The organism is Brevibacterium sp. K72 (genome assembly GCF_050562175.1).
GTDB classification, from domain to species: domain Bacteria; phylum Actinomycetota; class Actinomycetes; order Actinomycetales; family Brevibacteriaceae; genus Brevibacterium; species Brevibacterium casei.
The window spans coordinates 2,706,951-2,731,313 of the sequence record NZ_CP191582.1; the positions used below are offsets into that span (position 1 = coordinate 2,706,951).

The window sequence follows — 24,363 nt, forward strand, 5'->3', positions numbered from 1 at the left end:
ACGTCACGGCGTGAGGCGGCAGGTCATCGACGTCACGCGGTGATCCGGACGAGATCATCGGGACGGCGCCGTCAGTCCGGCGGCGGGATCCGGAGGATCCGATCGTCGCCGGGGGCGGGACTGCCGCGACCGTCCGTGTTGTTCGTGAGCATCCACAGCTGACCGTCGGGAGTCGTGACGACATCGCGGACGCGTCCGTACTCTCCCTCGTAGCGGGTGCGGGACTGGGAGAGGTCGGAGACGGGGACCTCGCGCACGGACTGCCCGCGGAGGTTGGCGATAAGGATCGTGTTTCCGGTGATCGTCATGCCGCTCGGGCTCGCCTCGCCGGTCGACCACTGCTGCACCGGATCGATGAAGTCGGAGCCCTCTCCCGGGTCGGCCATGCCCTCGACGTCCGGCCAGCCGTAGTTGCCGCCGGCCTCAATGATGTTGAGCTCGTCCCACGTGTTCTGCCCGAACTCGCTCGAGTACATCCGTCCGGTCTCGTCCCACGCGATGCCCTGCGGGTTGCGGTGGCCGAAGGAGTAGACCGGGGAGCCGGGAAAAGGATTGTCCTCGGGCACCGATCCGTCGGGGTCGAGGCGGAGGATCTTCCCCGACAGCGCCTCGCGGTTCTGCGCGGATTCGCGGTCGCCGGCATCGCCGGCCGTCGCGTAGAGCTTGCCGTCGGGGCCGAAGGCGATGCGCCCGCCGTTGTGGTTGCCGGCCTTCGGGATGCCGTCGAGGAGCACCTCGGGGGAGCCGAGGGCGAATGAGCCGGGTTCGCCGTCGAGGGGGAAGCGCACGATCCGGTTGTCCTCGGCCGCGGTGAAGTAGGCGTAGAGGAAGTCCTCGTCTGTCGCGAGGCCGAGCAGACCGCCTTCGCCGGAGGCGGCAACCCCGGGAACGGTCCCGACCTCGCGCGCCTGAGCGGGAGCCGTCTCGGTGAGTTCGAGGATCCGCCCCGAGTCGCGTTCGCTGACGAGCGCGACGTCGCCGGCGAATGCGATCGACCAAGGGGCGGCGAGTCCCTCGACGACGGTCTCCGGTTCGGCGATGTCCGGGGCCCCCGCCGAGGCGGTCGGCTCCGCCGAAGTCGAACCCTCGGCAGGCGCCGATTCGGGGCCATACCCTCGGTCGGAGTCCGGAGTCGTGCAGGCCGACAGAACCAGGGTGAGAGCGGTGGCGAGGGCGGCGCATCGTGTCGGCGCGGTGCTGCCGGAGCGAGAGCGGGTTCTGCTCAGCGCGCCGGTGCGGGGCCGTGTCGTGGAGGTGCGGGGCGGTGTCGTGGAGATGAGGGGGCGGGGAGATGCGGACGAAGGCGCCATCGCGGGTCCTTTCCCGGGTGGTCGGAACACCATTGTCGCCGACGACCCCACCTCAGGGCGAGAGCCTGCGTCGCGACGAAAAGAGCCGTCCGGACCCTCTGGTCCGAACGGCTCACATCGTCGGGATGACAGGATTTGAACCTGCGACCCTCTGTTCCCAAAACAGATGCGCTACCAAGCTGCGCCACATCCCGCGACGGAATCAATCTAATCACACCCGCACAGCCTCTGCCCAATGTCTGCGGCGGTGGGTGAGGCACGTCACGAAAGGGCGATTTGGCGGCTGGTGAGGACCTCGGATATAGTCATACTCGCAGCACGGGGATGTAGCTCAATGGTAGAGCCTCAGTCTTCCAAACTGATGGTGCGGGTTCGATTCCCGTCATCCCCTCCACCGCCGGTCGGACCACCTGGTCCGGCCGGTTTCTGCATTCCCGGACGCTCTGCTCTGGTCCGCCGATGCTTCCGCGCGATAGTCTGACGCCCACCCCGGTCACTCGTGGGCTATAGGACAGAAAGTGTGTCTCGGATCAGGCTCGTGCCCAGCAATCCCAACGGCAATACCCGGTTTGCTTAGCTGATCGGGCTTAGCATCGATGGGGTGCTTGCAATCGACGTACATGCGTGATCTGTCAAACAAGGCTGAAGAAGAACGGCACGACCAGTGCTGGTACACCGAGGTACCGGTGCCCGAACTGCGGGGCCAGCAGCACCGGTACACGGGCCGTATCGACACGAAGAACCGAGCTGCGGGTCTTCCTCGACTGGCTACTCGGTCCCGCACCACAGACGGCTGTCGATCACTTCGGGTCGACCCGAACCTTCCGCCGCCGCACTCAATGGTGCTGGCGAATCGCCCCGACCGTGTCAGCGACTGGGGAGATCCATGACCAGATCATGCTCGATGGCACCTATTTCAACGGGTGGTGCGTCCTCATCGCCTACACCGGGGAGAAGGTCATTCACTGGCAGTGGTGTGATCGGGAGAAGACCGCGTCCTGGACGGCGTTGATCGCCCGTATCCCTGCCCCGAGATACGCCGTCGTCGATGGCAACGGTCCTTTGACCACTGTGATCGAGACGCTGTGGCCAGATACCCGCATCCAACGGTGTTTCTTCCATATCCGGCAGGCCGGACACCGGCACCTGACCCGGAATCCGAGCTTGCCGGCCAACCAGGAACTGTTGCGCCTGTACCAGGCGCTGCCGCGGGTTGACTCCCGCGATCAAGCAGCAGCGTGGTTGGCGGCGTTCGCGTCGTGGGAGGCGAAGTGGTCAAGGTTCCTCAAACACCGCACCAGGGCCAAAGACGCTGGTGCGAGGCCGGCGCATGTCCGTCGTGGACAGTCGTGGTGGTACACGCATCTGCGGACCCGTCGAGCGTATTTCTTCCTCTCACGGATCATCGCGAAAGGACACTTGTTCACCTGGTTGGATGCCGCTGACGAGGGTATCGAGCTCGCGCGGACGACGAACGCGTTAGAAGGCGGGATCAATGCGGGCATCAAAGGACTGCTGCGGGCACACCGCGGGTTGAGTGAGGGGCATGCCCGGCGTGGGGTGGACTGGTTCCTCTTCGAGAGGTCTCATCAGGCCGGGACGGGGTGGTCCTTGGTCGGGCCGGAGCATTGGGCACCGCCGAAGCGTGTGCGTGCTCCTCGTGAGGAGCCGATCGGACCGGTGGAGTACGGGACAGGGTTCTCGTGGGAAGACGGCATCGGCATCCAGAAGGGGTGGGGAGGACGACGCGGGTGACGCGCCCGGAAAAGACACACTTTCTGTCCTATAACCCTCACTCGTCGCGGCGGCCCGTGCATCGCCCGTCGTCTCCTGCAGAGAGGCATCCATGGCCCCCGGATCCGCCCAGCGTCCCCTTGCGCGCCGCCGCGTGCTCACCGGGGCCCTCACCGGAGCCGGGCTCTTCGGCATCGGACTCGCCGCCCCGGGGCTGCCTGCCCGGATCGAGTCCCTGAAGAAGTCCGATCCCGTCCGCTCGGTGGCCGCCGCCTACGTCTCCGACTCCGAACGCGCCGCCCTCTCCTCTGCGGCCGCCCGCGACCTGCCGCCGCGCTCCCGGGTCCTGCCGGGAACCGGCACCCGTGCGGCCGCCGAACGCGAACGTGACTTTCTCGCCGTCGCCGTGCCGTGGCTCGCGAAGGTTCCCGAGCGCCTCGTCGACCTCGCCGTCTCCGCACTCCTCGACCTCTGGATCCTCAGCGACGACCTGCCCGGACCGGTGGCGAGCTGGTCAGGGGCGTGGCGCTACATCTGGCCGCGCGACACGGCGTTCGTCGCCGCCGCCCTTGCCGCAGTCGGACACGCGGAGCTCGCGTGGGGCCAGCTGCGCCACCTCCAGGCCCTCCAGGGTGAGGACGGATGGTTCGCCGCCCGCTACGACCCGGAGACCGGGTCCGTCCCCGACGACCGTGCGCCCCAGCTCGACGCCGTCGGTCTCGTCCTCTGGTCCATCGCCGAGGTGGCTGCCGCCTCAGCGCGTCCGCTCTCCGAGCTCGAGCCGATGATCGACCGCTCGGCCGCGCTGCTCGACGAGCTCACCGGCAGCGGTCGCACCCTGCCACCCGTCTCACCCGACTACTGGGAGGTCGGGGAGGGCCGGATCACCCTCGGCATCGCCGCGCCCACCCTCATCGGACTCCGCGCTCTCACCACCCTCGGTGACGCGGGCACGGCCGAGCGGCTCGGCGAGAGGACAGCGGTCGCGGAAGCGTTCGCGGAGACGTTCGCCCGCACCTTCGGTGCCGGAGGACTGCAGCGCTACCCGAGCTCCGGCGGTTTCGACTCCGCGGCGGCCTACCTGCCCGCTGCGGGGATGGGTCCCGACCTCGTCGATGCCGCGGCTCTCGACCGGATGGGCGAACGGCTGCGGCAGCCCGCAGGCGGCATCCGACCGGGGACCGGCTGGATCCTCGACGACGCGAGCTGGACCCCGTCGACCTCCCTGCTCGCCCTCGGGTACGCCCGCCTGGGGGAGCGTGCCCGCGCCGAGGCGGTCCTCGACTGGCTCGCCGGCCATCGGACCGCGTCCGGTTCGCTGCCGGAGAAGGTCGACGGCGAGGGGATGCCGGTCTCCGTGGCACCGCTGGCATGGACAGCCGCGAACGTCGTCCTCGCCCTCGACGCGCTCCGCGGCTGAGTGGGCTGTCCGCACCGGCGATTGCGCCGGGCGCGAACCCGGGTCCGGCCGCCTCGGCGGGTTTCGTGTTTTGGCGCTCCGGTCAAGTAGGATGGGTGACTGCATTGCGCGGACATGGTCCATGTCCGTCCACTCACCGGTCCCATGACCCTGCAGGGTCGTGCCGACCCCGAGCATGACTGTCGATTCTGAAAGGTCACACTGTGAAGAGCTCCGTCGAGCAACTCGACCCGACCCGGGTCAAGATCAGCGTGGAAGTCCCTTACGCCGAACTCAAGCCGAGCGTCGACGAGGCCTACAAGACCATCGGTGCCCAGGTCACCGTTCCCGGTTTCCGGCAGGGCAAGATCCCCGCGCGCATCATCGACCAGCGCATCGGACGCCCGACGGTGATCCAGGAAGCGATCAACAACGGACTCGACGGCTTCTACCGTGACGCGGTGGAGGAGAACGACCTCAAGCCGCTCGGCCAGCCCGAGGTCGAGATCTCCGAGGTCCCCGGCCTCGACGGCACCGAGGACGGCGACCTCGTCTTCACCGTCGACGTCGACGTCCGCCCCGAGATCACCCTGCCCGCCTACGACTCGATCACCGTCGAGGTCGACCCCATCGAGGTCACCGACGCCGACGTCGAGAACGAGCTCGAGCAGCTGCGCTCGCGCTTCGGCACCCTCACCGCTGTCGACCGCCCGGCCGCCAAGGACGACTTCGTCACCCTCGACCTCGTCGCGAAGATCGACGACGAGGAGATCGACTCGGCCTCCGACATCTCCTACCAGGTCGGCGCCGGCACCATGCTCGAGGGCATGGACGAGGCCCTCGAAGGCCTCTCCGCCGAGGAGTCGACGACTTTCGAGACGACGTTCGCCGGCGGCGAGCACGAAGGCGAGTCCGGTGCTGTGACCGTCACCCTCAAGGCCGTCAAGGAGCGCGAGCTGCCTGAGGCCGACGATGACTTCGCCCAGCTCGCCAGCGAGTTCGACACGATCGACGAACTCCGTGAGGACCTCAAGGTCCAGGCCGGCAAGCAGAAGGAGTTCGCCCAGGGTGCCGAGGCCCGTGACAAGGTCCTCGAAGCGATCATCGCCGCCGTCGACGTGCCGGTCCCGGCCAAGATCGTCGCCGACGAGGTCGAGCGCCACCTCGAGTCCGAGAACCGGGTCGACGACGACGAGCACCGCGCCGAGGTCACCGAGGAGACCGAGCGCAACCTGCGCACGCAGTTCGTCCTCGACGCCATCGCCGAAGCCGAGAACGTCGAGGTCACCCAGCCCGAGCTCATCGAATACCTCATCTCCGCCTCGCAGCAGTACGGGATGAACCCGAACGAGTTCGCGCAGATGCTCGACAACTCCGGCCAGGTCAACGCCCTCGTCGGCGAGGTCTCCCGGCGCAAGGCGCTCGCGGCGGCACTGGCCGGCGCGGTCGTCAAGGACACCGACGGCAACGTCGTCGACATGGAGGAGTTCACGACTCCCGCCGGCGACGCCGAGGAGTCCGCGGACGACGCAGCCGACGATGCCGAGGCACCTGCCGCAGACGAGCAGGACGACGCTGAGCAGAAGTGACCACTGACCGCCTCGGCGAGTGAGTGCGACGGCGGGCACGGGGAGACCCGGGCCCGCCGTTTCGTCATTCACACCCCTCGCCGAGGCGGGGGCGCAGTCCCCGCGCACACCGGATCACCCCCGTATCACGCTGAGGGCGAACACGGGTGAGCGGGGGGACTAAAAGGGACTGCCGACCAGTTAGAGTCCATAGCAACCGATCACGACCAATCAGGAGAGAAACGTGAGCGCACACGACATGACAGCGCCCGTCGGCCTCGACGCCGGTGGGGGCATGGGCCTCGACGACCACATCTTCAACCGTCTGCTCAAGGAGCGGATCATCTGGCTGGGCTCGGAAGTGCGTGACTCCAACGCCAACGCGATCTGCGCGCAGATGATGCTGCTGGCAGCCGAGGATCCCGACTCCGACATCTGGCTCTACATCAACTCGCCCGGCGGCTCGGTGACTGCGGGCATGGCGATCTACGACACGATGCAGTACATCAAGCCCGACGTCGCGACCGTCGCGATGGGCATGGCCGCCTCGATGGGTCAGTTCCTGCTCTCCTCCGGCGCCAAGGGCAAGCGGTACGCGACCCCGCACGCGCGCATCCTCATGCACCAGCCGCTCGGCGGCATCGGAGGAACGGCCACGGACATCAAGATCCAGGCCGAGCTCATCCTCCACATGAAGAAGCAGATGGCTGAGCTCACCGCCGAGCAGACGGGCAAGTCGCTCGAGCAGATCCTCAAAGACAACGACCGCGACCACTGGTTCACCGCCGAGGAGGCCCTCGAATACGGCTTCATCGACGATGTCGTGACCCAGTCGTCCGAAGTCACCGACAACTGACGGGAAGACAGAGAAGAATGAACTCGATGAATCTCATGCCAGGCGGGGCCGCGGGCCAGATGCCGGTCTCACGGTACGTCATGCCCCAGTTCGAGGAGCGCACGCCCTACGGCTTCAAGCGCCAGGACCCGTACACGAAGCTGTTCGAGGATCGCGTGATCTTCCTCGGCGTGCAGGTCGACGACACGAGCGCCGATGACATCATGGCGCAGCTGCTCGTCCTCGAATCGCAGGACCCCGACCGCGACATCACCCTCTACATCAACTCGCCGGGCGGCTCGTTCACCGCGCTCACCGCGATCTACGACACGATGCAGTACATCAAGCCGGAGATCCAGACGGTGTGCCTCGGCCAGGCAGCCTCGGCCGCGGCAGTGCTGCTCGCCGCGGGCACCCCGGGCAAGCGCCTCGCTCTGCCCAATGCCCGCGTCCTCATCCACCAGCCCTCGATGCAGGGTCAGGGACAGGGACAGGCCTCGGACATCGAGATCCAGGCCGCCGAGGTGCTGCGGATGCGCCAGTGGCTCGAGCAGACGCTCGCGAACCACTCGAACAAGACGGCCGAGCAGGTCTCGAACGACATCGAACGCGACCTCTTCCTCACCGCCGAGCAGGCGAAGGACTACGGTCTCGTCGACCAGGTGCTCACCTCACGTAAGGGAGCCTGATTCCCCGCAGGGGAGTCTGACCTCCCGCCGGGGAGTCCGAGCGCTCTCGCAGCGGGCCCGGGCGATCACTGATCGCCCGGGCCCGCTCGTCGTCCGCGCACGGTCCGACCATACCGTCCGACCAGGAGCGTCGGCTCCGGGCGCCCTGGATGCGACGACACACCGTGTGACACCGCGCAGGGACTGTGTCAGTGTCATGTGGGAAGCTATTGAGGTACAGGAAACACGAGCGGTAGAGTTGGGGCCAAGTGCCCTGGCGAAAGGTTGTGACAGTGGCTCGCAGTGCGGACGGAGCAGATCTGCTCAAATGCAACTTCTGTGGCAAATCACAGAAGCAGGTTCGGAAGCTCATCGCCGGACCTGGGGTGTACATCTGCGATGAATGCATCGGCCTGTGCAACGAGATCATCGAAGAGGAGCTGAGCGAGTCGACGGCCGACCATGCCGAGCTCGAACTGCCCAAGCCGCGGGAGATCTTCGACTTCCTCCACGAGTACGTCGTCGGACAGGATCCGGCGAAGAAGGCCCTCTCGGTCGCCGTGTACAACCACTACAAGCGCATCCGCGCCCTCCAGGGCAGTGACGATGCGAAGACGCTCGGGTCGTCCGAGTCCGACGTCGAGATCTCGAAGTCGAACATCCTCCTCGTCGGTCCCACCGGCTCCGGCAAGACCTACCTCGCCCAGACTCTCGCGAAGCGTCTCAACGTCCCCTTCGCCGTCGCCGATGCGACCGCGCTCACGGAGGCCGGCTACGTCGGCGAGGACGTCGAGAACATCCTCCTCAAGCTCATCCAGGCCGCGGACTTCGACATCCAGCGCGCCGAGCACGGCATCATCTACATCGACGAGATCGACAAGATCGCCCGCAAGTCCGAGAACCCGTCGATCACCCGTGACGTCTCCGGTGAGGGTGTGCAGCAGGCGCTGCTGAAGATCCTCGAGGGCACGCAGGCCTCCGTGCCGCCGCAGGGCGGGCGCAAGCACCCGCACCAGGACTTCCTCCAGATCGACACGACGAACGTCCTCTTCATCGTCGCCGGTGCCTTCGCCGGGATGGAGGAGATCGTCGCCGGACGCAAGGGCAAGCACGGCATCGGCTTCGGAGCGCTGCTCCAGTCGAAGAACGATGACGAGGACCTCTACGCGGACATCCTGCCCGAGGATCTCCTCAAGTTCGGCCTCATCCCCGAGTTCATCGGCCGCCTTCCGGTCCTCGCCACGGTCTCCAACCTCGACCGTGAAGCTCTCATGTCGATCCTCACCGAGCCGAAGAACGCCCTGGTCAAGCAGTACCAGCGGATGTTCGAGTTCGACAACGTCGAGCTCAGCTTCGAGACCGAGGCCCTCGAGGCGATCGCCGACCTCGCGCTCCTGCGCGGCACGGGTGCGCGCGGACTGCGCTCGATCATGGAAGAGGTCCTCCAGCCGATCATGTTCGACGTGCCCTCCCGTGAGGACGTCGCCGAGGTGGTCGTGACCAAGGATGTCGTCGAGAGCAATGTCGCCCCCACCCTCGTTCCTCGGGAAGAGACGCGGACGCGCAAGAAATCTGCCTGAGCGTGTCACGCGCAGATGAAGCTGTTCGCTGACACCAGACCGCTCAGATACGACAACTACCGCCGGCTGTGGCTGGCGAACATCGTCACCGTCCTCGGGGCGCAGATGACCGTTGTCGCGATCCCCGCGCAGATCTTCCACATCACCGGCTCGTCCGGGTACGTGGGTCTGAGCGGGGTCTTCGGTCTCGTTCCCCTTATCGTCTTCGGTCTCTGGGGCGGATCGCTTGCCGACGTCGTCGATCGGCGCAAGCTCCTCATCGTCTCCACTGCCGGCCTCATCGTCACAAGCGCCCTGCTCGCGGTGCTCGCGATCATCCGGATCGACAATGTGTGGCTGCTGCTGAGCGTCTTCGCACTCCAACAGGCCTTCTTCGGTCTCAACCAGCCGGCGCGAGGGGCGCTGCTGCCGACGATCGTGCCGCTCGCGCTCCTGCCGGCGGCGAATTCGCTCAACATGACGGTCGCGACCCTGGGAGCGGTCGCCGGTCCCGTCATCGGCGGAGCGCTCATCCCGGTCTTCGGGTATCAGATGCTCTACATCCTCGACGCGCTCTTCCTTGCCACCACCCTCTATGCCGTGGTGAAACTGCCCGCGCTCATCCCGGGAAAGCAGCCGGACACGCGCTCCGGGTTCAAGGGCGTCGTTGACGGCTTCCGCTACCTGGGGACGAACACCGTCGTCATGGTCTCCCTTCTCGTCGATGTCATCGCCATGGTCTTCGGGATGCCGCGAGCACTGTTCCCGCAGATCGCGACCGAGACCTTCGGCGGGCCCCCGGAGGGCGGCATCGTCTTCTCCCTCCTCTTCGCCGCACTTGCCGCGGGCAGTGCTCTGGCGGGCATCTTCTCCGGGTGGGTGTCGAAAGTCGAACGCCAAGGCCTCGCGGTCATCGTCGCGATCCTCGTCTGGGGTGCGGCGATGGCGATTTTCGGCTTCTCACTCGAGTTCGCTTCCGGCTTCTGGACGGCGGCTCTCATCGTCGCCCTCTTCGGCCTCGCCCTCGGCGGGGGAGCCGACATCATCTCAGCGGCGTTCCGCTCGACGATGCTCCAGGAGGCGGCGAGCGATGACATGCGCGGGCGGATGCAGGGAGTCTTCATCGTCGTCGTCGCCGGCGGCCCGCGGATCGCGGACATCGTTCACGGCTACGCAGCGGAGGCGACGAACACGACGATCGCCTCGGCGGGAGGCGGCATCGCCGTCATCGTCCTCGTCCTCATCTGCGCTGCGGTCTTCCCGGCGTTCCGCCGCTACAGCGTCGACCGCGGGGGACCGGACGACCTTCGCACTGTGGCGTAGCCGACGTCCCCGCGGGGACGTGCGCCTCGGGGTGACGACGCGAGAAGCAACGCTGATGTACAGCGATATCCGAACACGAATCGATGAGAAGGTCGCGGATATATTACGTTCCTGTGGAACCAATGCTGGTGAGATCTCCGCTTTCCTGACAAGCCCGCGGATGTGCGCGATTGTCATGAGACGTCGATATTTCATCAATTCCTTAACAGGGCCGCCAGCAGGCAATGATCGATGTAGCGTCGTTGGTGCATAACACCTCACAAGAAACGACAGGAATGACACTTCCAAGGACGCTTTTCGCAGCTACGGCAGCAGTTGCCGCACTCTCCCTCGCTATCGGCCCTGCGCACATCGCGTCAGCCGGTCAGCCTACCGGGTGAATCGCTGTCCATGACCGGCACAAAGCGATCAAGGAGGTGAGGTGCGTATGACTCACGATCGGAAGGAATCCCTGTCAAGCGGCGAGCTCAGGAACGAGCACCTCAAGAAGTTCGGGATCAAAGTGCTGGTGCTGATACCGCTCGCTCTGCTCGGATGGCTGCTCACAATGAACAGCTCTATGGGCGCTGTGGTGCCTGTTCTCATCGTCGTCGGAGGAGCCGTTGTTCTCGCCATCGATGGCGTTCTGAGATACAGGGCGGAAAGGCACTCCGTGCACGGCTGACTACCCGATACATGCCACTTGGCACGACAGAGGCGGAGTGCGACCAACCGGGGTACTTCGAGTTCGAGCCCGGTGAGCGACTGCCCCGCATAAGAGGCTGCCTCCCTCACACCTCGGTGAGGGCGGACTCCATGTTCGCGAGCACCCGCGGCCAGCCGGCCCCCATCCCGGTGAACGCTTGCCTGCCCATCGGGGTATCGACGTCGAGGCCTGAATGAGCGAGGTGCAGACGGGTGCCCGTGCCTTCGGGGTGGAGTGTCCAGGTGAGCGTCGAGTCAAGACTGCCCTCGGCGAACGTATGAGCGAAGAGGGTCTCAGGTTCGACTCGGGTGACGGTGCACGGCTGCTGGCCGAAGCCGCCCATATCGAGGGTGAAGGCGTGCCCGACGACGGGCGCGACGTCGCCGAGCGCCCACCACATCGCGAGGATCTCGGGTTCGGTGAGTGCCCGCCACACTGTGCGGGGCGGATGGGTGAGGAACTGATCGACGTCGATCGTGCGTTCGTCGGTCATCGCTGGCCTCCAAGAAGTCGTGAATCTGGGCGACGCGCCGCGCGGCGTGGGCGACATGCGACGCGCCACTCGGCGTGGGCGACATGCGAAGCATCGGTCGGTGGCGGCGCGCAACGCCGGTCGTGGCCGCTGGCAACGTCAGTCCGAGATCGTACCCCACACGCGCGGCCGCAAAAACAACCCTGGCACACGTAGGGTCTGCCGTTAAGGCTCTGACGTGCTGAGCTGCCGAGGCGTTATGCGACTGCGGGGATGATTGGCGGCTATAGGTATGAATTGTCGGCACGGGGGTCGATTCGACGGCCGGAGGTTTCGGCGCGGCGCGGCGTGGGGAGACGGGCGCGGTGGGGAGCGCGCCGGGTTCGAGGGGAGTGCTGATGGTGACCGCGCGGCCGCGGGCGACGGTGCCCGCGGCCCCGCGGTGGGGTGAAGCGACCGTGCGCTCAGGCCTGGGGCGTGTAGACCGCGTTCTCTGCCGGCTGGACGACGACGAAGCCCGGGCCATGGAAGGCGAGCTGGATCGACTCGCCGGAACCGCGGCCGAAGAACGATCCGAGGCTGACGTCGGTCTTGATCTGCGGGGCGAGCGAGGAGGACCAGCACACGGCCGACTGCGGGTCGACGAAGGTCGGCTGCTGGGAGGCGTCGAGGACCATCGGGTCGCCCTTGCAGCAGATCGCGGCCGTGCCGGTGCCGCTGAGTTCGAGGTTGAACAGGCCCGATCCGCTGGCGAGCGCGCCGACGCCGCCCTTGATCCGCTTGATCTCCCACGCGAGAGCATCGTCGAAGGCGAGGAGGTTGGCAGTGTTGACGGTGAGCGCATCCTGCTGGCCCTCAAGGGTCATCATGAAGATATTCGAGGCCTCGCGGGCGAAGAAGACCTCGCCGTTGCCTTCGACGCGCATGACGTTGCCGCCCTCACCGGTCGCGGCCTTCTTCATGAACTGGCCGACCGACTTCGATCCCTGGTGGGAGAAGCGGACGTCGCCCTGGTAGGCGACCATGGCGCCCTTCGTGGCGATCATCGGCGCGTCCGGCGTGATCACGGTCCGCAGCATCTTGCTCGACTGCAGGGTCCAACGGTCGCGGTTCTGCACCTCGGCGTTGCGCTGGGCAAAGAGCTCACTTCTCATCGTCTGTCATGCCTTTCTCACCAGGAGGGACCCAGTGCCCCTTCCTTCGTCGTCTCAATCGTAGAGGGATTCCGCGCCGGTGAGCGGGCGAATGATGTGGTGATTCTGGAACACGGGTGAATTCGGTGCGAACACGACGCAGGGCGGAACCGGGATGGTCCCCGATTCCGCCCTGCGTCCTGGCGTCGGCCCTCAGGCCTGCGGTTCGAACTCGATCGCCGAGATGGTGATCGCGTCCCCGCCGACGTCGGTCGTGAGCGTCTGCACCCGTCCGGCGGCCTTGAGGTCGCCCTCCGCCGAGGCGACGGCCCCGGTGATCTGGGCCGGAGCCTCGATCGAGAGGCTGAGCACCGGAGTCTTCTGCGAGACCTTCGCCTCGGTCTTCGCCCGCCGGATCTCGCTGAGCACAGCCGCCACCGAGGTGAGCAGGGCCGGATCGACCGAGCCCATCGGATCGATGAGCTGCTCCCTGCCCGGCCACGGCGCACGGTGGACCGACCCGGTCCGCCACCACGACCACACCTCTTCGGTGACGAAGGGCATGATCGGCGCGAACAGCCGCAGCAGCACGTCGAGGGCCGTGGCCAGCGTCACGTGGGCGGAGAGCTGATCCTCCTCGGTGCCCGCACCGTACGAGCGGTCCTTGACGAGTTCGACGTAGTCGTCGGTGAACTCCCAGAAGAAGCTCTCGACCTCGCGCAGGGCGTGGGCGTAGTCGTACGCGGCCATGTGCTCGGTGGCACTCGCCGTGACCTCGCCGAGGCGCACGAGCAGCGCCCGATCGAGGTCATGGGTGACCGAACCGACCTGTCCGACGAGTCCGGCGTGGACACCCTGGGCGAGAGCGAACTTCGAGGCGTTGAGCAGCTTCATCGCCAGCCGCCTGCCGATCTGCATCTGCGAGACGTCATAGGCCGTGTCGGCGCCGAGCTTCGCACTCGCCGCCCAGTAGCGCACCGCGTCGGGGCCGAACCCCGGCTTCGCCTCGGCGAGGATGTCGGAGGGGACGACGACGTTGCCCTTCGACTTCGACATCTTCTTCCGGTCGGGGTCGAGGATCCAGCCCGAGAGGCCGGCGTGCCTCCACGGCGCCGCGTCGTTGAGAGAGTTCGCGCGCACGATCGTCGAGAACAGCCACGTGCGGATGATGTCATGGGCCTGCGGGCGCAGGTCGAACGGGAAGACGGTCTCGAAGAACTTCTCGTCCCGGCTCCACTTGCCCAGCAGCTGCGGGGTCAGCGACGACGTCGCCCACGTGTCGAGGACATCGGGGTCGGCGGAGAACCCGCCCGGCTGGTCGCGCTGGTCCTCGGTGAAGCCCGCGGGCACCTCGGCGATGGGATCGACCGGCAGCGACTCGGGAACGATCGGGTTCTCGTAGTCGGGTTCACCGGCCTCGTCGAGGCGGTACCACAGGGGGATGGGCACGCCGAAGTAGCGCTGCCGGGACACGAGCCAGTCGCCGTTGAGGTTCTCCACCCAGTTCTCGTAGCGCGAGCGCATGAACGCGGGGTGCCAGTCGATCTCCCGCCCGCGGGCGATGAGCTCGTTGCGCAGCTCGGCCGAACGCCCGCCGTTGCGGATGTACCACTGGCGGGAGGTGACGACCTCGAGCGGCTTGTCGCCCTTCTCGTAGAACGGCACCGGATGGGTGATCGCTTCGATCTCCCCGACGAGGTCGCCGCTGTCCCTGAGCATCTCCGCGATGTCCTTGCGGGCGGTGAACGTCGTCTTGCCCGCGAGCTGCTCGTAGTTGGCCACGGCGTCGGGCTTCGGGGAGGCGGCGATCCACTCGGGCACCTCGAGGCTGAGCCGTCCGGCGCGGTTGACGACGGCGCGGGTGGGCAGGTCGAGCTCCCGCCACCACGTGACGTCGGTGAGGTCGCCGAAGGTGCAGACCATGGCGATGCCTGTGCCCTTGTCGGACTTCGCGAGCTCGTGCGCCCTGACCTCGACCTCGACGCCGAAGAGGGGAGAGACGAAGGTCGTGCCGAAGTGCGGCTGGTAGCGCTCGTCGTCGGGGTGGGCCACGAGGGCGACGACAGCGGGGATGAGCTCGGGCCGCGAGGTGAGGATGATGATCGGGTCGGCCGAGGTGTCAGCGAGACCGTCAGTGCCCTGCGGGAAGAACCTCACCTTGTGGTAGGCGCCCTCCTTCTCCCGGTCCTCGAGTTCGGCCTGGGCCACGGCGGTGCCGAAGGTGACGTCCCACATCGTCGGGGCATCCTGCGAATACGCATGCCCACCGGCGAGGTCGGCGAGGAACGCCCGCTGGCTCACAGCACGGGAGGTGTCGTCGATCGTCCGGTACGTGTACTTCCAGTCCACGGACAGGCCGGTGGAGCGGAAGAGGTCCTCGAAGACCTTCTCGTCCTCAGCCGAGAGCTGCTCGCAGAGTTCGATGAAGTTCCGCCGGGACACGCGCACGAAGTCCCGGGAGTTCTTCGCCGGCTTCGCCGGCGGTTCGAAGTCGGCATCGTAGGGCTGGGAGGGATCGCAGGTGACCCCGTAGTAGTTCTGCACACGCCGTTCGGTCGGCAGGCCGTTGTCGTCCCAGCCGAGAGGATAGAAGACGTTCTTGCCCTGCATCCGCTGGAAGCGGGCGATGATGTCGGTCTGGGTGTAGGAGAAGACGTGGCCGACGTGGAGGGATCCCGACGCCGTCGGCGGGGGAGTGTCGATCGAGTAGACCTGCTCACGGTCGGTGTCGACGTCGAACGCATAGACGTCGGACTCGCTCCAGGCGGCATCCCATTTGTCGCGAAGTCCTTCGAGGGCCGGCTTGTCCGGCAGGCTGACTGACTCGTGCGTCGAGTCTCCGTAGGCAGGTGAGTTCATAGTTGTCGATTTTCTCACTCGCACCCCGACTCGCCAAACCGGTCCCGGCCCCCGCACGTGCGCCTCACCGGCATGCGGAGCGGTCCAGCCCCGCGGCAGGAGCAGGTCCGGAGATGAGACGATGGGGACATGGCGACCTTGGACAAGATCGGAACAGAGAATCCGCCGCCCACCTCGACGGGCTGGATGAATCCGGCCCGCGCCTTCGCCATCGTCGCGGTCGTCGCCATCCACTCCCTCGGCACCGTCGTCGAAGAGAACTTCGCCGCTCAGGGCCCCGACTGGTGGGTCGCGAACGTCATCGACTCCGCGTGCCGCTGGTCGGTGCCCGTGTTCATCATGATCTCCGGCGCCCTGGCCCTCGACCCCCGTCGCGGCACCGAGCCGCGGAAGTTCCTCTCCAAACGCGTGTGGCGCATCGGCATCCCGCTCGTGTTCTGGACGGTCGTCTACGTCGCCTTCCGACGCTTCTACCTGCTGCCGCCCGATTCGGACTGGAACGCGTTCCTCGCCATCCTCTCCGGCTCACCCTTCGTCCAGCTCTACTTCCTCTACGTCCTCGCCGGGCTCACCCTTCTCACCCCTTTCTTCCGACTGCTCAGCGTCCACGGCTCGCGGCGCCTCCAATGGGGGACGGGGCTGATCTTCCTCGGCATCGGCATGGTCGACCAGTTCGTGTCGATGATCTTCTCCGTCGGGGAGGCGAACATCGCCACCCGCTTCCTGCCGATGGCCGGCTTCTACATCCTCGGTTGGGTGCTCCGCGACGTCGTGCTCTCCACCCGCGGCGTCGTCTGGGCCTGGGTCGCCTTCGTCGCGGCGACGGCGACGACGGCACTGTGGGCGGGTTTCGGACCAGGCGAGAAGCCGTGGCTCTACCCGTACGAATACCTGTCCCCGGGCGTCGTCATCGCCTCACTGGCCGCCTACCTCCTCCTCCACCACTACATGCGCACGGGCTTCCGGTTCCTCCACTGGTTCTACCCGTACTCCTTCGGCGTCTTCCTCCTCCACCCCCTCGTCCTCTATCCCCTGCGCAACGAGATCGGCCTGCCGACGACCGTGCCCGGCGTCCTCGTCCACGCCTTCGTCATGCCCGTCGTCTACACCGTCATCTGCGTCGCGATCACATGGGTGGCGGTGAAGATCCCCGGAGTCCGTGCCGTCTTCGGCGAAGGCGCTCCCCGCAACCCCTCACCACCGCCGAGGCGCTCGGCCTAGTCCCGCACACCGGATCGTCCCAGCCCCGCCCCCGTCACGACTCGTAGACTGGCCCCACAGTCAGTCAGCGAGCACAGAGGAGTGGGAAGAGATGAGCGCACTGCGGGCAGTGGTGACAGGAGCGAGCTCGGGCATCGGCGCGGCCACCGTGCGTGACCTGCGGGAACAGGGTTGGGACGTCGTCGCCGTGGCCAGACGCGAGGACAGGCTCTCCGCCCTGGCCGAGGAGACCGGGGCGAGCATGATCGTCGCCGACCTCACCGACGACGCAGCCGTGGCCGCGATGGCTGCCGAGGTGCTCGCCGGCGGACCCGTCCATGCCCTCGTCGCCAACGCAGGAGCCGCGTACGGCACCGACACCGTCGCTGAGGCCTCGGTCGAGGGGTGGCGGGACATGTTCGACATCAACGTCCTCGGCGTCCTCCGCGTCGTCCAGGCGTTCCTGCCCGCTCTCATCTCATCGGGCCGCGGCGACATCGTCGTCATGTCCTCGACCGCGGGCCATCAGGCCTACGAGGGCGGCGGAGGGTACGTCGCCGCCAAGCACGGCACGCACTCGATCGCCGCGACCCTGCGCCTCGAACTCGCCGGTGAGCCGGTGCGCGTCATCGAGATCGCCCCGGGCATGGTCGCCACCGACGAGTTCACGCTCAAACGCGTCGGGGGAGACGCCGAACGCGCAGGCAAGGTCTACGAAGGGGTCGAGAACCCGCTCACGGCCGAAGACGTCGCCGACGCCGTGGTGTGGACCCTCACCCGACCGCACCACTTCAACGTCGACCTCATGGTCATCCGCCCCATCGCCCAGGCAGCCCAGCACAAGGTCGCCCGGAACAAGGGGCTCTGAGAAGGGAGAGCACACCGCCCACAGCGCCGTCTCCGCGCTGCCCGCAGCGCAGTCCGCACCGCCCGCCGGGCGCCCGGCGCCGCCCGGCACCCGGCGGGTGGTCCGGGGCTGCGGACAGGGTATAGAATCGGGACTGCGATGATCCGGCCATCACCGGGGAGCATCCGGAAGAACAGCGACTCCGACCGCCTCGACGGTCGACCTCGCCCATTAGACCCGGACGGTTGGACCCGTCATCGTCCGCCGATGAGCGATCCGCTCGCCGCCGCCCCGCGGTGCGAACGGATAAGCGGGGTGGTACCGCGGCAGTGATGTCGTCCTCGCGGCACGTGACCGCTGCTACGCACAAGGACGCTCATGACGCAACCGCTCTACCCCAAGGTCTCGACCTCCGCCTTCGGCCTCAGCGCCTCCCCGAACTTCCCGGAGATCGAGCGCGCCGTGCTCGAGTACTGGAAGCAGGACGACACCTTCCAGGCCTCGATCGACGAGCGCGACCCGGGCGAGAACGGCTCGAACGAGTTCGTCTTCTACGACGGCCCTCCCTTCGCCAACGGCCTGCCCCACTACGGTCACCTCCTCACCGGATACGTCAAGGACGTCGTGCCGCGGTTCCAGACGATGCGGGGCAAGAAGGTCGACCGCCGGTTCGGCTGGGACACCCACGGCCTGCCCGCCGAGCTCGAGGCCGAACGCCAGCTCGGCATCACCGACAAGTCCGAGATCGGCCGGATGGGACTCGCCGCCTTCAACGACGCGTGCCGCGCCTCCGTGCTGCGCTATACGAAGGAGTGGGAGGAGTACGTCACCCGCCAGGGACGCTGGGTCGACTTCGACAACGACTACAAGACGCTCGACGTCAACTACATGGAGAGCGTCATCTGGGCGTTCAAGCAGCTCTGGGACAAGGGCCTCGTCTACGAGGGCTACCGCGTCCTGCCCTACTGCTGGAAGGACCAGACCCCGCTCTCGAGCCACGAGCTGCGGATGGACGACGACGTCTACAAGATGCGTCAGGACCCGGCGGTGACGATCGGGTACAAGCTCTCAGACGCCGACGAATGGGTCCTCATCTGGACGACGACCCCGTGGACGGTGCCGTCGAACCAGGCCGTGGCCGTCAACCCGGAGATCCCGCTCGTCGCCGTCGTCGCCGGTGACGACGGTGCGCCCGAACTCCAGGGCAAGACCCTCATCCTCGCCGAGGCGCGCCTGAGCGCCTACGCCCGTGAACTCGGGGAGAACCCGGAGATCCTTCGCACGTTCCCCGCCGGCGAGCTCGTCGGACGCGAGTACGAACCGCCGTTCCCCTACTTCGAGGCGCGCCAGGACGACTACGGGCAGCGGATGCACACGATCCTCTCCGCCGACTTCGTCACCACCGAGGACGGCACCGGCATCGTCCACCAGTCGCCGGCCTTCGGTGAGGAGGACAAGGAGCTCACCGACTCCTACGGTATCCTCGCCGTGCGCCCCGTCGACGATGCGGGCCTCTTCGACTCGACCGTCCCCGACTACGAGGGACAGCAGGTCTTCGACGCCAACCGTCAGATCATCCGCGACCTGCGTGACCACACCGGCCCACTCGCCGGCCGCAACGCCCTGCTCGTGCGCCACGAGAGCTACGAGCACTCGTACCCGCACTGCTGGCGCTGCCGCAACCCACTCATCTACCGGGCCGTGTCGTCCTGGTTCGTCCGCGTCACCGAGTTCAAGGACCGCATGGTCGAACTCAACGAGCAGATCAACTGGGTGCCCGAGAACGTCAAGTACGGCCAGTTCGGCAAGTGGCTCGAGAACGCCCGCGACTGGTCGATCTCGCGCAACCGCTTCTGGGGGTCGCCGATCCCGGTGTGGATCTCCGACGATCCCTCCTACCCCCGCACCGACGTCTACGGCTCGCTCGCGGAGATCGAAGCCGACTTCGGCCGCCTCCCGGTCAACGACAGGGGCGAGGTCGACCTCCACCGGCCGTGGGTCGACGACCTCACCCGCCCGAACCCCGACGACCCGACGGGAAAGTCGACGATGCGCCGGATCCCGGAGATCTTCGACGTGTGGTTCGACTCGGGGTCGATGAGCTACGCCCAGGTCCACTATCCGTTCGAGAATGCGGAATGGTTCGACAACCACTTCCCGGCGGACTTCATCGTCGAGTACATCGGCCAGACCCGCGGATGGTTCTACCTCCTCCACGTCCTCGCCACCGCGATCTTCGACCGGCCCGCCTTCCGCAACGTCATCTCCCACGGCATCGTACTCGGCTCCGACGGGCAGAAGATGTCGAAGTCCCTGCGCAACTACCCCGACGTCAACGAGGTCTTCGACCGCGACGGCTCGGACGCGATGCGCTGGTTCCTCATGGCATCGTCCATCCTGCGCGGCGGCAACCTCGTCGTCACCGAACAGGGCATCCGCGATGCCGTGCGCCAGGTCGTCCTCCCGCTGTGGAACACATGGCAGTTCTTCGCGACGTACTCCAACACGGCCGACGCCGCGGGAGGGGATGCCGGCGAGGATCGCAGCGGCTACCGCGCGCAGAAGCGCTTCGACTCCACCCAGGTCCTCGACCGCTACCTGCTCGCGAAGACTCATGACCTCATCGTCGACTTCGCTGCGGCGATGGACGACTTCGACGTGTGGGCGGCCTGCGAGATCGTCCGCAGCTACCTCGACATGCTCACGAACTGGTACGTGCGCCGGTCCCGGCGCCGCTTCTGGGACGGCGGCGCCGAGACGCATGAGTCCTTCGACGTCCTCTACACGTGCCTCGAGGCCTTCTGCCGAGTCGCAGCCCCGCTGCTGCCGTTCACGGTCGAGGAGATCTACCGCGGACTCACCGGCAACCGCTCCGTCCACCTCGAGGACTACCCGGATGCCTCCGAGTTCCCGGCCGACGCCGACCTCGTCGCCGCGATGGACCTCACCCGCGACATCAGTTCGACCGCCTCGTCGGTGCGCAAGGCCAACCGCCTGCGGGTGCGCCTGCCGCTCAGCCGCCTCGTCGTCGCCAGCGGCGAGCATCTGGGGTCCGAGTTCACCGCGATCATCGCCGACGAGCTCAACGTCAGGGAGGTCGAATCGCTCGACCTCGCCGAGGCGGAGGCCGCAGGCTTCTCGCTCACCCAGAACCTCGTCGTCAACGCCCGTGCCGCGGGACCGCGTCTGGGCAAGCAGGTCCAGGCCGCGATCAAGGGCTCGAAGGCCGGGGACTGGTCGGTCGGCGCCGACGGCACCGTGACGAGCGGGGGAGTCGACCTCGTCGAAGGCGAGTACACGCTCGAGTCGGTGGCCGAATCCGGCTCCGACGGCATGGAGCTCGCCGCCCTCGACTCGGGCTTCCTCGCCCTCGACACCCGGGTCACCCCGGAGCTCGAGGCCGAGGGCGTGGCCCGTGACACCGTGCGCGCGATCCAGGGCATCCGCAAGCAGCTCGACCTCAACGTCGCCGACAGGATCACCGTCGTCATCGAGGCCGAGGACTCCGTCGCCGAGGCGCTCGGCGCCCACCGGGACCTCATCAGCGCAGAGACCCTGGCTACCGGGCTCGACTTCGCGTCCCTCGATGGGGCCGCCGAGGTCTTCGCCCCCGAGGAGCTTCCCTCGGGCACCCGGATCTCGGTGGTGCGGGCATGAGCGCCGACGAGCTCACCCGGGTGTACGCGACCCTGCTCACCCGGGCAGGGGAGACCCAGGTCGAGGTCCGCCTCGACGCGACGAAGCGCGCCGTCGAACTCCTCGGCGACATCCACCGGGCAGCGCCGGTCATCACGGTGACCGGGACGAACGGCAAGACGTCGACGGCGCGGATGATCGATGCGATCCTCACCGCCCACGACCTGCGGGTGGGACGCTTCACCAGCCCCCACCTGCATTCGGTGACCGAGCGGGTCTCCGTCGACGGCCACCCGGTCGCCGATGAGGACTTCGTGCGGATCTTCGACGAGATCGCCCCGTACCTCGACATCGTCGACGCCGAACTCGCCGAGGCGGGCCGGGCGACCCTCACCTACTTCGAGGTGCTCACGATCCTCGCGTTCGCGATCTTCGCCGACGCCCCTGTCGATGTCGTCGTCGCCGAGGTCGGCATGGGAGGGGAGTGGGACTCGACCAACGTCGCCGATGCCGAGGTCTGCGTGTTCACGCGCGTCGGCATGGACCATCAGGCGTTCCTCGGCGACACGCTGGCAGAGATCGCCCGGACGAAGGCGGGCATCCTCGACCGCACCGTCGATCCCAGCCCTGCCCCCGAGCCGACCGCCGTCATCGCCCTCCAGGAGGACGAGGCGCTGACCGTCCTCGATGCCGAAGCCGCCGAACGCAGCGTGCCCACCCTCGTCGAGGACCGGAACTTCCGCCTCCTCGAGCGACAGCGCGCCGTCGACGGCCAGCTCATCACGGTCCAGGGTCTGCGCGACGTCTACTCGGACCTCTTCCTGCCCCTGCACGGGGAGCATCAGGCGCACAACGCCGCCGTCGCCCTCGTCGCCGCGGAGACGTTCCTCGGCGATGAGGACAAACCCCTCGACCGCGACACCGTCGCCGAAGGACTCTCCCATGTCACCTCGCCCGGACGCGCCGAACTCGTGCGCACCGGACCCGCGGTCCTCGTCGACGGGGCCCACAACCCCGACGCCGCAGCGGTGCTCGCCGAGACGATCGCCGAGGCGTTCGACTTCGACTACACCGTCATCGTCCTCGGCATGCTCGCCGACAAGGACGTCCACGGGGTGCTCGAGGCCCTCCACCGGTCCGCGGACGCCTTCGTCGTCACCGCCCCGGTGAGCGACCGGGCCCTCGACATCGACACCCTCGCCGAGGCGGCCCGGGAATGGGTCGACGAGGACGCCGTCCTCACCGCCCCCGACCTCAACGCGGCCCTGATGAAGGCCCTCGACCTCGTCGCCGCCGCCGATGCGGAGCGCACCGGCGTCGTCGTCACCGGCTCGCTCTACACCGTCGCCGAGGCCCGCCTGCTGCTGGGACGGGAGGAGGCCGAATGAAGTCGAAGTACCCCGTGCTCGCCGGGTCGATCCTCATCTGCGAACTCGTCGTCGTCTACTTCGCGGCACTGACCGCGTACGGACTGACGGTGAAGACCAACGGCACGCTCACACTCACCCAGCTGCTCGTCGGCGCCTCGATCATCGCCGTCGTCGCGATCGTCGCCGTCGTCCTCCTGCCGCGGCAGATCGGGCAGCGCCGCCCCGGGGCGGCGATCGGGTGGCTCGTCCAGGTGCTCCTCGTGGCCACCGGCTTCGTCATTCCGGCGATGTTCTTCGTCGCGGCCATCTTCGTCGCGATGTACGCCGTGGCCGTCTACTGGTCGGCGCGCATCGACTGCGAGGTCGCCGAACGCGCGTGAGCGGTCATCGCCGGGAACCGCCCGGGTACACTGTCCAACGTTGATCTCATCGACCGGAAGGACCGGAATGGAACGCACGCTCATCCTCATCAAGCCCGACGGAGTCGCCCGGGGACTCGTCGGACAGATCCTCTCCCGCATCGAGGCCAAGGGCTACACGATCGATGCGCTGAGCCTGCGCACCGCCACCGCCGAGGAACTCGCCGCCCACTACGCCGAGCATGAGGGCAAGCCGTTCTACCAGCCGCTCGTCGACTTCATGTCCGAGGGCCCGATCGTCTCGATCATCGCCTCCGGGCAGGGCGTCATCCCCGGCTTCCGCTCGCTGGCCGGGGCGACCGACCCGACGGCGGCCGCCCCCGGCACGATCCGCGGCGACCTCGGCCGCGACTGGGGTGAGAAGGTGCAGAAGAACCTCGTCCACGGCTCCGACTCCCCGGAGTCGGCCGAGCGCGAGATCGCCATCTGGTTCCCCAACTGAGCCGGGTCCGCTGAGACGAGAGCGCCCCGCAGGTCAGCCGACCTGCGGGGCACGTTGCTGTCTGGGGTCCGCACCCGACCATCGACGGGGAAACGGGACCTGGAGGAGGGACGACCGCCTCGGCGGGGGACTGGGACCCAGAAGGGGCCTGGGACCCAGAGGAGGGACCGGGACTCAGAGAAGCGTCGAGAAGAAGTTCCAGAACTGGACGACGACGCAGAAGGCGATGATGAGCAGCCAGACGACGGCGATCGCGATGTTCTCCTTCGCGAGCACCCGGACGATCGCACTGTCGCGCACGCCGCGACCGAAGCTGCCGGCCAGGGCGTTGTGAGCGGTGACGGCGCAGAACATCGGGATCGTCACGGTCCACACGACCATGCACCACGGGCAGCCGACGCCGATGACGTAGATCGAGGTGTAGAAGAGGAACATGACGAGGGCGACGCCGAGGGCGAGGCCGATGTTGAGCCCGATCATCACCCAGGCGGGGATCCGCGCCTTCGCGACGAGGAGGACGCCGAGGAGGAGCGGGAAGATGAACGCGGCGACGCCGATGAGCTGATTGGGGAAGCCGAAGAGCTGGCTCTGCGGCCACTCCATGACCGAACCGCACGAGAAGAACGGGTTGAGGTCGCACGAGAGCGCCGCTTCGGGGTTCTCGAGCTTCTCGTACTTCTCGACGGCGAGGGCGAAGGAGGCGAGGAAGCCGATGACGGAGCCGACGATGAGGAAGATCCCCAAGGCCGTCGGCCGCAGCACCCACGACCTCGTCGGTGCTGCTGGAGCGATGTCGTCGGCCAGGTCGTCGTCTGCGGGCGCGTGTGCGGTGTTCACCCCTCAAGCATGCCTGCCCGCGGGGTCCGCGGCAAACCGCGCACAGCCCCTCGCACCGCAGACGACA

At 67.3% G+C, this 24,363-nt stretch carries 19 protein-coding genes and 2 tRNA genes; 15 read left to right on the top strand and 6 right to left on the bottom strand.

The window, feature by feature from the left end; translation table 11 throughout:
* Nucleotides 1-71: 71 nt before the first annotated feature.
* Together ACQ1RG_RS12150 and ACQ1RG_RS12155 are read right to left on the bottom strand one after the other, a co-directional pair.
* Nucleotides 72-1,310, bottom strand: a complete 1,239-nt coding sequence (locus ACQ1RG_RS12150) for a PQQ-dependent sugar dehydrogenase (protein WP_082834905.1) — start codon at nucleotides 1,308-1,310, stop codon at nucleotides 72-74.
* 120 nt (nucleotides 1,311-1,430) lie between these two features.
* Nucleotides 1,431-1,504 (bottom strand) — tRNA-Pro (locus ACQ1RG_RS12155).
* Between the two features lie 126 nt (nucleotides 1,505-1,630).
* Between ACQ1RG_RS12155 and ACQ1RG_RS12160 the strand changes: the two genes are divergently transcribed.
* The 9 genes from ACQ1RG_RS12160 to ACQ1RG_RS12200 all read left to right on the top strand — a co-directional run bounded on the left by ACQ1RG_RS12160 (nucleotide 1,631) and on the right by ACQ1RG_RS12200 (nucleotide 11,060).
* Nucleotides 1,631-1,704: transfer RNA gene (locus ACQ1RG_RS12160), tRNA-Gly, on the top strand.
* 230 nt (nucleotides 1,705-1,934) lie between these two features.
* Nucleotides 1,935-3,065, top strand: coding sequence for an IS1249 family transposase (locus ACQ1RG_RS12165; RefSeq protein WP_144589524.1), 1,131 nt, complete (start codon nucleotides 1,935-1,937; stop codon nucleotides 3,063-3,065).
* 91 nt (nucleotides 3,066-3,156) lie between these two features.
* Nucleotides 3,157-4,464 (top strand): hypothetical protein, encoded by a 1,308-nt coding sequence (locus tag ACQ1RG_RS12170; protein WP_063249755.1) that lies wholly within the window; start codon nucleotides 3,157-3,159, stop codon nucleotides 4,462-4,464.
* A gap of 203 nt (nucleotides 4,465-4,667) precedes the next feature.
* Entirely contained in the window at nucleotides 4,668-6,032 is a 1,365-nt protein-coding gene (gene tig / locus ACQ1RG_RS12175; protein WP_063249758.1) for a trigger factor, read from the top strand.
* 238 nt (nucleotides 6,033-6,270) lie between these two features.
* Nucleotides 6,271-6,867 carry an ATP-dependent Clp protease proteolytic subunit gene (locus tag ACQ1RG_RS12180; RefSeq protein WP_009375387.1) on the top strand — a complete coding sequence of 199 codons (597 nt, stop codon included), beginning with the start codon at nucleotides 6,271-6,273 and terminating at the stop codon, nucleotides 6,865-6,867.
* Nucleotides 6,868-6,893: 26 nt separating this feature from the next.
* A complete protein-coding gene (locus tag ACQ1RG_RS12185) occupies nucleotides 6,894-7,535 on the top strand; it encodes an ATP-dependent Clp protease proteolytic subunit (protein WP_063249760.1) in 642 nt (213 codons plus the stop codon).
* Between the two features lie 272 nt (nucleotides 7,536-7,807).
* Nucleotides 7,808-9,094: an ATP-dependent Clp protease ATP-binding subunit ClpX gene (gene clpX, locus ACQ1RG_RS12190; RefSeq protein WP_095375857.1), complete on the top strand. Its 1,287-nt coding sequence runs from the start codon at nucleotides 7,808-7,810 to the stop codon at nucleotides 9,092-9,094.
* Nucleotides 9,095-9,109: 15 nt separating this feature from the next.
* Nucleotides 9,110-10,396, top strand: coding sequence for an MFS transporter (locus ACQ1RG_RS12195; protein ID WP_342474381.1), 1,287 nt, complete (start codon nucleotides 9,110-9,112; stop codon nucleotides 10,394-10,396).
* 427 nt (nucleotides 10,397-10,823) lie between these two features.
* Nucleotides 10,824-11,060, top strand: coding sequence for a hypothetical protein (locus ACQ1RG_RS12200; protein ID WP_342474382.1), 237 nt, complete (start codon nucleotides 10,824-10,826; stop codon nucleotides 11,058-11,060).
* 106 nt (nucleotides 11,061-11,166) lie between these two features.
* On the opposite strand, the gene ACQ1RG_RS12205 is transcribed toward ACQ1RG_RS12200, so the two are convergent.
* The 3 genes from ACQ1RG_RS12205 to valS all read right to left on the bottom strand — a co-directional run bounded on the left by ACQ1RG_RS12205 (nucleotide 11,167) and on the right by valS (nucleotide 15,545).
* Nucleotides 11,167-11,574, bottom strand: coding sequence for an SRPBCC family protein (locus ACQ1RG_RS12205; protein ID WP_063249767.1), 408 nt, complete (start codon nucleotides 11,572-11,574; stop codon nucleotides 11,167-11,169).
* Nucleotides 11,575-12,017: 443 nt separating this feature from the next.
* Entirely contained in the window at nucleotides 12,018-12,707 is a 690-nt protein-coding gene (locus ACQ1RG_RS12210) for an AIM24 family protein (protein WP_009375398.1), read from the bottom strand.
* A gap of 192 nt (nucleotides 12,708-12,899) precedes the next feature.
* The gene (gene valS, locus ACQ1RG_RS12215; protein WP_063249772.1) at nucleotides 12,900-15,545 is read right to left on the bottom strand and encodes a valine--tRNA ligase; all 2,646 of its coding nucleotides are present in this window, start codon (nucleotides 15,543-15,545) and stop codon (nucleotides 12,900-12,902) included.
* Between the two features lie 129 nt (nucleotides 15,546-15,674).
* Between valS and ACQ1RG_RS12220 the strand changes: the two genes are divergently transcribed.
* The 6 genes from ACQ1RG_RS12220 (at nucleotide 15,675) to ndk (ending at nucleotide 23,459) form a co-directional block, all read left to right on the top strand.
* Nucleotides 15,675-16,766 carry an acyltransferase gene (locus ACQ1RG_RS12220; RefSeq protein ID WP_131248627.1) on the top strand — a complete coding sequence of 364 codons (1,092 nt, stop codon included), beginning with the start codon at nucleotides 15,675-15,677 and terminating at the stop codon, nucleotides 16,764-16,766.
* A 91-nt stretch (nucleotides 16,767-16,857) separates the two neighbouring features.
* On the top strand, nucleotides 16,858-17,613 hold the full coding sequence (locus tag ACQ1RG_RS12225) for an SDR family oxidoreductase (RefSeq protein WP_063249777.1): 756 nt from the start codon (nucleotides 16,858-16,860) through the stop codon (nucleotides 17,611-17,613).
* Nucleotides 17,614-17,970: 357 nt separating this feature from the next.
* Complete coding sequence (gene ileS / locus ACQ1RG_RS12230) at nucleotides 17,971-21,249, top strand: isoleucine--tRNA ligase (protein WP_342474383.1); 3,279 nt, start codon at nucleotides 17,971-17,973, stop codon at nucleotides 21,247-21,249.
* Complete coding sequence (locus ACQ1RG_RS12235; RefSeq protein WP_009375406.1) at nucleotides 21,246-22,616, top strand: bifunctional folylpolyglutamate synthase/dihydrofolate synthase; 1,371 nt, start codon at nucleotides 21,246-21,248, stop codon at nucleotides 22,614-22,616. Before ileS ends, ACQ1RG_RS12235 begins: the two co-directional genes overlap by 4 nt.
* Nucleotides 22,613-22,978, top strand: coding sequence for a DUF4233 domain-containing protein (locus ACQ1RG_RS12240; RefSeq protein WP_095375861.1), 366 nt, complete (start codon nucleotides 22,613-22,615; stop codon nucleotides 22,976-22,978). The genes ACQ1RG_RS12235 and ACQ1RG_RS12240 overlap by 4 nt, the downstream gene beginning before the upstream one ends.
* A gap of 67 nt (nucleotides 22,979-23,045) precedes the next feature.
* Complete coding sequence (gene ndk, locus ACQ1RG_RS12245; protein WP_009375417.1) at nucleotides 23,046-23,459, top strand: nucleoside-diphosphate kinase; 414 nt, start codon at nucleotides 23,046-23,048, stop codon at nucleotides 23,457-23,459.
* A gap of 174 nt (nucleotides 23,460-23,633) precedes the next feature.
* On the opposite strand, the gene ACQ1RG_RS12250 is transcribed toward ndk, so the two are convergent.
* Complete coding sequence (locus tag ACQ1RG_RS12250; protein ID WP_009375419.1) at nucleotides 23,634-24,296, bottom strand: vitamin K epoxide reductase family protein; 663 nt, start codon at nucleotides 24,294-24,296, stop codon at nucleotides 23,634-23,636.
* Nucleotides 24,297-24,363 lie beyond the last annotated feature (67 nt).

What these genes read in the sequence shown, in the direction of transcription:
- ileS (WP_342474383.1), top strand. Translation starts at nt 17,971, where the DNA reads ATGACGCAACCGCTCTACCCCAAGGTCTCGACCTCCGCCTTCGGCCTC.
- ACQ1RG_RS12205 (WP_063249767.1), bottom strand. Translation starts at nt 11,574, where the DNA reads ATGACCGACGAACGCACGATCGACGTCGATCAGTTCCTCACCCATCCG.
- ACQ1RG_RS12210 (WP_009375398.1), bottom strand. Translation starts at nt 12,707, where the DNA reads ATGAGAAGTGAGCTCTTTGCCCAGCGCAACGCCGAGGTGCAGAACCGC.
- ndk (WP_009375417.1), top strand. Translation starts at nt 23,046, where the DNA reads ATGGAACGCACGCTCATCCTCATCAAGCCCGACGGAGTCGCCCGGGGA.
- ACQ1RG_RS12195 (WP_342474381.1), top strand. Translation starts at nt 9,110, where the DNA reads ATGAAGCTGTTCGCTGACACCAGACCGCTCAGATACGACAACTACCGC.
- ACQ1RG_RS12220 (WP_131248627.1), top strand. Translation starts at nt 15,675, where the DNA reads ATGGCGACCTTGGACAAGATCGGAACAGAGAATCCGCCGCCCACCTCG.
- ACQ1RG_RS12150 (WP_082834905.1), bottom strand. Translation starts at nt 1,310, where the DNA reads ATGGCGCCTTCGTCCGCATCTCCCCGCCCCCTCATCTCCACGACACCG.
- ACQ1RG_RS12170 (WP_063249755.1), top strand. Translation starts at nt 3,157, where the DNA reads ATGGCCCCCGGATCCGCCCAGCGTCCCCTTGCGCGCCGCCGCGTGCTC.
- ACQ1RG_RS12240 (WP_095375861.1), top strand. Translation starts at nt 22,613, where the DNA reads ATGAAGTCGAAGTACCCCGTGCTCGCCGGGTCGATCCTCATCTGCGAA.
- ACQ1RG_RS12185 (WP_063249760.1), top strand. Translation starts at nt 6,894, where the DNA reads ATGAATCTCATGCCAGGCGGGGCCGCGGGCCAGATGCCGGTCTCACGG.
- ACQ1RG_RS12180 (WP_009375387.1), top strand. Translation starts at nt 6,271, where the DNA reads ATGACAGCGCCCGTCGGCCTCGACGCCGGTGGGGGCATGGGCCTCGAC.
- ACQ1RG_RS12235 (WP_009375406.1), top strand. Translation starts at nt 21,246, where the DNA reads ATGAGCGCCGACGAGCTCACCCGGGTGTACGCGACCCTGCTCACCCGG.
- ACQ1RG_RS12200 (WP_342474382.1), top strand. Translation starts at nt 10,824, where the DNA reads ATGACTCACGATCGGAAGGAATCCCTGTCAAGCGGCGAGCTCAGGAAC.
- valS (WP_063249772.1), bottom strand. Translation starts at nt 15,545, where the DNA reads ATGAACTCACCTGCCTACGGAGACTCGACGCACGAGTCAGTCAGCCTG.
- ACQ1RG_RS12225 (WP_063249777.1), top strand. Translation starts at nt 16,858, where the DNA reads ATGAGCGCACTGCGGGCAGTGGTGACAGGAGCGAGCTCGGGCATCGGC.